Raw genomic sequence first — 6,346 nt, 5'->3', positions numbered from 1 at the left:
TCCCCGGGGACCCTTGACCCTCGCACTCTTGACAGCACGCTGTCGCTTTGACAGCATGCTTACATAAGCAATCAGCGCTCAGCGGCAGCAGCACCCCACCCAGTGGAGGCAGTCATGACCCGCAAGCCCGTACACCTCGCCGTTTACGACACGCTCGCCGACTGGGAGCCCGGTCACGCCACGGCGTTCCTGGCCCGCGCGGGGTACGAGATCCGCACCGTCGCCGCGGACTCCCTCGACCCCGTCACCACGGCGGGCGGCGTCCGCATCCAGCCCGATCTGACCCTCGCCGGTCTGCGGCCCGAGGACAGCGCGCTGCTGATACTGCCCGGCGCCGACCTGTGGGACGCGGGCGACGACCTCGCCCCCTTCGGCCGCGCGGCCCGCGCCTTCCTCGACGCGGACGTGCCGGTCGCGGCGATCTGCGGGGCCACCGCCGGGCTCGCCCGCGAGGGACTGCTCGACGAGCGCACGCACACCAGCGCGGTGTCGTTCTACCTCGCGGCCACCGGATACAAGGGCGGCGAGCGGTACGTGGACGCCGACGCCGTCACGGACGGCGGGCTGATCACGGCGGGGCCGACCGAGCCCGTGGCGTTCGCCCGCGAGATCCTCGGGCACCTCGGCGCCTTCGAGGGCGAAAAGCTCGATGCCTGGTACCGCCTCTTCCACGACTCGGACGCCTCCGCCTACGAGGTGCTCGAATCGTGAGCGCCGACCGCACGCCCGTCTCCGAGGAGAAGGTGCGGGAGCAGCAGGATCTGTTCTCCCGCACCGCCCTCGGGGTCTTCAGGCTCAACGGCCAGTTCCTGTCCGTGGCCGATGAGCTGGCGGAGGCGGGCGGACTCACCGCCGCCTGGTGGCAGGTGCTCGGCGCCGTCCTGCGCGAGCCCCTGCCCGTCGCCGGCATCGCCCGCGCGATGGGCATCACCCGGCAGAGCGTGCAGCGCGTCGCCGACCTCCTCGTGCGCCGCGGCCTCGCCGAGTACGTGCCCAATCCCGCCCACCGCCGGGCCAAGCTCCTGCGCCCCACGGACGAGGGCCTGGCCGCCGTCAGGAAGATCAGTCCCGGCCATGCGGAGCGGGCCGCCCGGCTCGCTGACGCGCTCGGCGAGGACGAATTCCGCGAGACCGTACGGGTGTTGGAGCGGCTTTCCGGCGTCCTGTCCGACCTGGATACGGAACAACCCGTTACGGAGCCGTAGCAGGCAGTCCGTGCGCCGATGTCGCAGCGCCCCACTATCCTCGATCTGTTGCACACCAACGGGGGAGGTCGCGCGGCGATGGAAAAGCTCGGGCCCGGGGATCCACAGCGAATAGGCGCCTACCGGCTGCTCGCGCGGCTCGGAGCGGGCGGCATGGGGCACGTCTATCTGGCGCGGTCCGACCGGGGACGTACGGTCGCGGTGAAGCTGGTGCGTGAAGAGCTCGCCGAACAGGAGGAGTTCAGGAACCGCTTCCGGCAGGAAGTGCAGGCGGCGCGGCGGGTCGGCGGCGAGTGGACGGCGCCGGTGCTCGACGCGGACACCGACGCGGCGATCCCCTGGCTGGCCACGGGATATGTCGCGGGACCCTCGCTCCAGAGCGTCATCTCGCGTGACCACGGGCCGCTGCCCGAGCGGTCCGTGAAGATCCTTGCGGCCGGGCTCGCCAACGCGCTCAAGGACATTCACGCGGCGGGCCTCATCCACCGCGACCTCAAGCCGTCGAACGTGCTCGTCACGATCGACGGCCCCCGCGTCATCGACTTCGGCATCGCCCGCGCGCTCGAAACGGTCACCGACGGCGGCCTGACCCGTACCGGCGCGCTCGTCGGCTCGCCCGGTTTCATGGCGCCCGAGCAGGTGCGGGGCGACCGGATCACGCCCGCTTGCGACGTTTTCTGCCTGGGTTCGGTCCTCGCGTACGCGGCTTCGGGCGCGCTGCCGTTCGGCACGGCCAACAGCGGTGTGCACGCGCTGATGTTCCGTATCGCCCAGGAGGAGCCGAACCTGGAAGACCTTCCGGAGGAGCTCGCCGAACTGGTCGGCGAGTGCCTGCGCAAGAACCCCGCGGACCGCCCTTCCCTCGAGCAGCTTCTGGAGCGCACGGGCGCGCATGACACCCTCGGCGACGGCGGCCGGACCCGCGACCCCTGGCTGCCGGGGGCCCTGGTGGCCCAACTGGGCCGTCATGCCGTGCAGTTGCTGGACACGGAGGACCCCGACGACGACGGGCCGCAGGCCCCGCCCGCGCCGGGACCCGCGGGATCGGCACCGCCGGTGACGCTCGCGCCGCCGAAGGAGCTGACGGCGGGCGGCGAGGGCGCCGCGCGCAAGCCCGCCGGGGCCGACGGCGGGGCGGGCGGAGCCGCCGGAGCCGCTGCCGCCGCCGGAGGAGCTGCCGGAGCCGCCGCTGCCGCCGGGAACGGCGCAAGGCCGGGGCCCGCCGAAGGGGACACCCCGCCGCCTCCGGGCAAGCCGGGCGACTCCTCCCTCGACCACCTCCCCACGATGATCGCCGGCGGCCAGGCACCGCCCCCCTCTCCCCCGCCGGGCCCGGCGTACGGCTACCCCCAGCAGCACCCCCAGCCGGGGACCCCCGGCTACGGCTACCCCCAGCAGGGCCCCTACGGCCCCACGCCGCCCTACGGACCCACGCCCCCGTACGGGCACACGCCTCCGTACGGCCCGCTCGGCCACCCGCAGCCCGAACCCCCGCGCCGCAGCGGCCGGTCCACCGCCGCGCTCATCGCGGTGGCCGTCATAGTGGCCATAGGAGCGGGCGGCACGGTGTACGCGGTGATGAACGGCGACGGCACCACGAAGGCGGGCGGCACCAGCTCCGGGTCGCCGTCCGACAACGACCCTTCGACGCCGGGCACACCGTCCGGGGAGGACTCGACGGACCCCGAGGACCCGCCCACGACCCCCGCGTCCAAGGACGAGGAGGGCACCGTCCCGGAGAAGTTCCTCGGCACGTGGAACGGCTCCATCCAGAACAACCTGGGCAGCAACTCCCGGCAGCTCGTGCTCCAGCAGGGCGACGTCGGCGACACGATCATCTCGATCACGGCGGACGGCCCGACCGACACGGGCGGCACGTACCACTGCGTGTTCCAGGGAAAGCTGGAGTCGGCGAGCGGCAACACCCTGCGCGTCGGACCGACGGACGTCATCGTCGGCGAACCCGCGACCTCCTGCCGACCGGGCCAGGCGAGCACGATCACCCTGCTCTCGAACGGCAGGCTGCACCGCGAGAACACCGGCACGGACAAGGGCCTGACGTACGACAAGGCGGGCTGAGCGGAGAAGAAGCAGGCCGAACGTCGAGCGGGGAAACGCCCGAGGGGCGCACCGGAAGAACCGGTGCGCCCCTCAGTCGTACAGCCGCAGCCTCAGTCGCGGCCGCAGCCGCAACCTCGGCGAAACCGCTAGATGAACGAGTTGATCTCGATCGTCTCCGTGCGGCCCGGGCCCACGCCGATCGCGGAGATCGGGGCGCCGGACATCTCCTCCAGGGCCTTCACGTAACCCTGCGCGTTCTTCGGCAGGTCGGAGAAGGTCTGGGCCTTGGTGATGTCCTCGGACCAGCCGGGAAGCGTCTCGTAGACCGGCTTCGCGTGGTGGAAGTCCGTCTGGTTGTACGGGAGCTCCTCCACGCGCTTGCCGTCGATCTCGTACGCGACGCAGACCGGGATCTCCTCCCAGCCCGTGAGGACGTCCAGCTTGGTGAGGAAGAAGTCCGTCAGGCCGTTCACGCGGGTCGCGTAGCGGGCGATCGGGGCGTCGAACCAGCCGCAGCGGCGGTCACGTCCTGTGGTGACACCGCGCTCGCCGCCGATGCGGCGCAGGTCCTCGCCGTCCTGGTCGAAGAGCTCCGTCGGGAACGGGCCCGCGCCGACGCGCGTGGTGTACGCCTTCAGGATGCCGATGACGCGGCTGATCTTCGTCGGGCCGACGCCCGTACCCGTGCAGGCGCCGCCCGCGGTCGGGTTCGAGGACGTGACGAAGGGATACGTGCCGTGGTCCACGTCCAGGAGGGTGCCCTGGCCGCCCTCGAACAGGACGACCTTGTCCTCGTCGAGCGCGTTGTTGAGGATCAGCGTGGTGTCGGCGACGTACTGCTTGATGTTCTCGCCGTGCTCCAAGAGCTGCTCGACGATCTGGCCGACCTCGATGGCGCGGCGGTTGTAGAGCTTGGTGAGGAGCTGGTTCTTGACCTCGAGCGCCGCCTCGACCTTCTGCTCCAGGATCGACTGGTCGTAGAGGTCCTGGACGCGGATGCCGGTGCGGTTGATCTTGTCGGCGTACGTCGGGCCGATGCCGCGCCCGGTCGTGCCGATCTTGCGCTTGCCGAGGAAGCGTTCCGTCACCTTGTCGACGGTCACGTTGTACGGCGTGATGATGTGCGCGTTACCGCTGATCAGCAGCTTCGACGTGTCGACGCCGCGCTCGTTCAGACCGCTCAGCTCGGAGAGCAGGACCGACGGGTCGACGACGACTCCGTTGCCGATGACTGGCACGCAGTCCGGGGAGAGAATCCCGGAAGGGAGGAGATGCAGCGCGTACTTCTGGTCGCCGACGACGACCGTGTGGCCGGCGTTGTTGCCGCCCTGGTATCGCACTACATAGTCCACGGAGCCACCGAGCAGGTCAGTGGCCTTTCCCTTGCCTTCGTCACCCCACTGAGCACCGAGCAGCACAAGTGCGGGCACAGGCGTACACCCCTTCCGGGCGGGGCATGTCCAAGGTCTGGGGGCCGTAGCCGCCGTATGGGTGTGCCTTGGATGCTGCCCCGGAATAGACGAAGCCCCTGGCGCAATAGCGCAAGGGGCTCTTGCACAAAGATGCTACCCGAGGACGAAAGAAAGGGCGCACGTTGTCGGCTCGCGACCAGCTGCTAGTCGTCATCGACCCGGTCGCCCGGCGCACGGACGGTGAGTCGGTACGGATTGCCAAAGACGTACTCGGCGCGGGGGCCGCTGTCCGGATCTGCCTGCCGGAAGGACCCGAGGAGTTTGCAAAATCCCTGGCCAGGAGGGGTGCGCGACGCCCCGTGGTGATCGGGGACGATCGGGCGCTGCTGCGTGCCGTGACGGTTCTGCACCGGGAGCGCGAGCTCGGTTCCTGTGCGGTTTCGGTCGTTCCGGTGGGCACCGCCCATGTTCTTTCGCGGTCGCTCGGGGTTCCCCCGGGGGCCGTCGCGGCGGCCCGTGCGGTGCTCGAAGGGGCCGAGCGGCGGCTTGATCTGCTCGTCGACGACAGCGACGGGGTGGTCCTCGGCCATCTGCGCATCCCGCCTGTCGGGGCCCCGGCGCCTGCCCCGGCCCCGGTCTCCGGGGAGCCGACGGCGGACGCCCACCCCTGGCTGCGCACGTGCCAGTCGTTCGTACGCACCCTTGCGCGCCCCGCCCGGGTGGCGTCCGCGCCGGGGCCTGCGCCCGCGCGGCTGCGGGTGGAGGCGGACGGGGTGCTCATGGTGGACCTGGACCAGCCGGTGGAGGGCGTATCGGTGAGCCCGGGGGCCGACGGGCTCGCGCAGGTCGAGGTCAGGCCCTCCTCGGTGGGCGCGGCGGCGCAGGCCCTGCGGGCGCGGGCGCGGACGGTCACCGTGTCCGGGGCGGATTTCCGCTACCGGGCGGATGCGGTGGTCGGCGGTCCGGTGCGGACCCGCACGTGGTCGGTACGGACCGGGGCGTGGGGGTTGGTACTGCCCGAGTGAGGCGGGCGAGGCTGCCGGGAGCGGCGGTTCTGCCCGCCTTGCGCGCCTTGCCTTGCTCGCCCTGCGTGCCTTGCGCGCCTTGCGTGCCTTGCGTGTTCTGCGTGCCTACTCGCCGAAGAGGCTTTCGCGGTGCACGCGCCACCGCTCCAGCATCGCGTCGAGCTCCAGCTGGACGAACTCGAAGAAGGCGAGCGTCTCGGCCATGCGGCGGCCCGCCGGGGTGTCGGCGCCCAGGCTTGCGACGCCGTCGTTCAGGGCGCTCTCCCAGCGCTTGAGGATCCCGTCACGGTTGGCCAGCGCCTCGTACCACTGATTGCTGTGCACCCGGAAGAGGTCGCGCCGGGAGCCGGGCTCGCGCTCACGGGACACCATGTGCTGCTGCGTGAGGTAGCGGACCGCGCCCGAGACCGCCGCCGGGCTCACCTGGAGCCGTTCGCCGAGCTCGGCCGATGTCAGCGCACCCGAGTCCGAGGCGAGGAGCGCCGCGAAGATCCGCGCGGGCATCCTCGGCATGCCCGCCTCGACGAGCTGCGCGGCGAACTGCTCCACGAAGCGCGAGACGACCTCCTCGTCGCGCGCCGCCGCTTCGTCGGACCCCCGGGACCCCTTGGGCATCTGCCGATCATCTCCCCTGCTCCACCGC

At 71.5% G+C, this 6,346-nt stretch carries 6 protein-coding genes; 4 read left to right on the top strand and 2 right to left on the bottom strand.

Annotation, left to right across the window (positions count from 1 at the left end):
* Window positions 1-114 precede the first annotated feature (114 nt).
* From ACQKIP_RS13355 to ACQKIP_RS13345, 3 genes are all read left to right on the top strand, one after another.
* Window positions 115-711: a DJ-1/PfpI family protein gene (locus ACQKIP_RS13355; RefSeq protein WP_365859055.1), complete on the top strand. Its 597-nt coding sequence runs from the start codon at window positions 115-117 to the stop codon at window positions 709-711.
* Entirely contained in the window at window positions 708-1,205 is a 498-nt protein-coding gene (locus ACQKIP_RS13350) for a MarR family winged helix-turn-helix transcriptional regulator (RefSeq protein ID WP_365859057.1), read from the top strand. Before ACQKIP_RS13355 ends, ACQKIP_RS13350 begins: the two co-directional genes overlap by 4 nt.
* 78 nt (window positions 1,206-1,283) lie before the next feature.
* Window positions 1,284-3,284: a serine/threonine-protein kinase gene (locus ACQKIP_RS13345; RefSeq protein ID WP_365859059.1), complete on the top strand. Its 2,001-nt coding sequence runs from the start codon at window positions 1,284-1,286 to the stop codon at window positions 3,282-3,284.
* A gap of 128 nt (window positions 3,285-3,412) precedes the next feature.
* On the opposite strand, the gene ACQKIP_RS13340 is transcribed toward ACQKIP_RS13345, so the two are convergent.
* Window positions 3,413-4,696 (bottom strand): adenylosuccinate synthase, encoded by a 1,284-nt coding sequence (locus tag ACQKIP_RS13340; RefSeq protein ID WP_365859061.1) that lies wholly within the window; start codon window positions 4,694-4,696, stop codon window positions 3,413-3,415.
* A gap of 164 nt (window positions 4,697-4,860) precedes the next feature.
* Here ACQKIP_RS13340 and ACQKIP_RS13335 point away from each other — a divergent pair, with 164 nt between their 5' ends.
* Window positions 4,861-5,703 carry a diacylglycerol kinase family protein gene (locus ACQKIP_RS13335; protein WP_365859063.1) on the top strand — a complete coding sequence of 281 codons (843 nt, stop codon included), beginning with the start codon at window positions 4,861-4,863 and terminating at the stop codon, window positions 5,701-5,703.
* 105 nt (window positions 5,704-5,808) lie between these two features.
* On the opposite strand, the gene ACQKIP_RS13330 is transcribed toward ACQKIP_RS13335, so the two are convergent.
* On the bottom strand, window positions 5,809-6,318 hold the full coding sequence (locus ACQKIP_RS13330; RefSeq protein WP_365859065.1) for a GbsR/MarR family transcriptional regulator: 510 nt from the start codon (window positions 6,316-6,318) through the stop codon (window positions 5,809-5,811).
* Between the last annotated feature and the right edge of the window lie 28 nt (window positions 6,319-6,346).

Source organism: Streptomyces sp. NPDC059900, from assembly GCF_050270335.1.
GTDB lineage: Bacteria > Actinomycetota > Actinomycetes > Streptomycetales > Streptomycetaceae > Streptomyces.
Note: the sequence above shows the minus strand (reverse complement) of the source record. Positions and strands in the feature narration are given on the sequence as shown.

Bases quoted from the DNA above. Each gene is read 5' to 3' on its own strand.
- ACQKIP_RS13355 (WP_365859055.1), top strand. From the start codon at position 115: ATGACCCGCAAGCCCGTACACCTCGCCGTTTACGACACGCTCGCCGAC.
- ACQKIP_RS13345 (WP_365859059.1), top strand. From the start codon at position 1,284: ATGGAAAAGCTCGGGCCCGGGGATCCACAGCGAATAGGCGCCTACCGG.
- ACQKIP_RS13330 (WP_365859065.1), bottom strand. From the start codon at position 6,318: ATGCCCAAGGGGTCCCGGGGGTCCGACGAAGCGGCGGCGCGCGACGAG.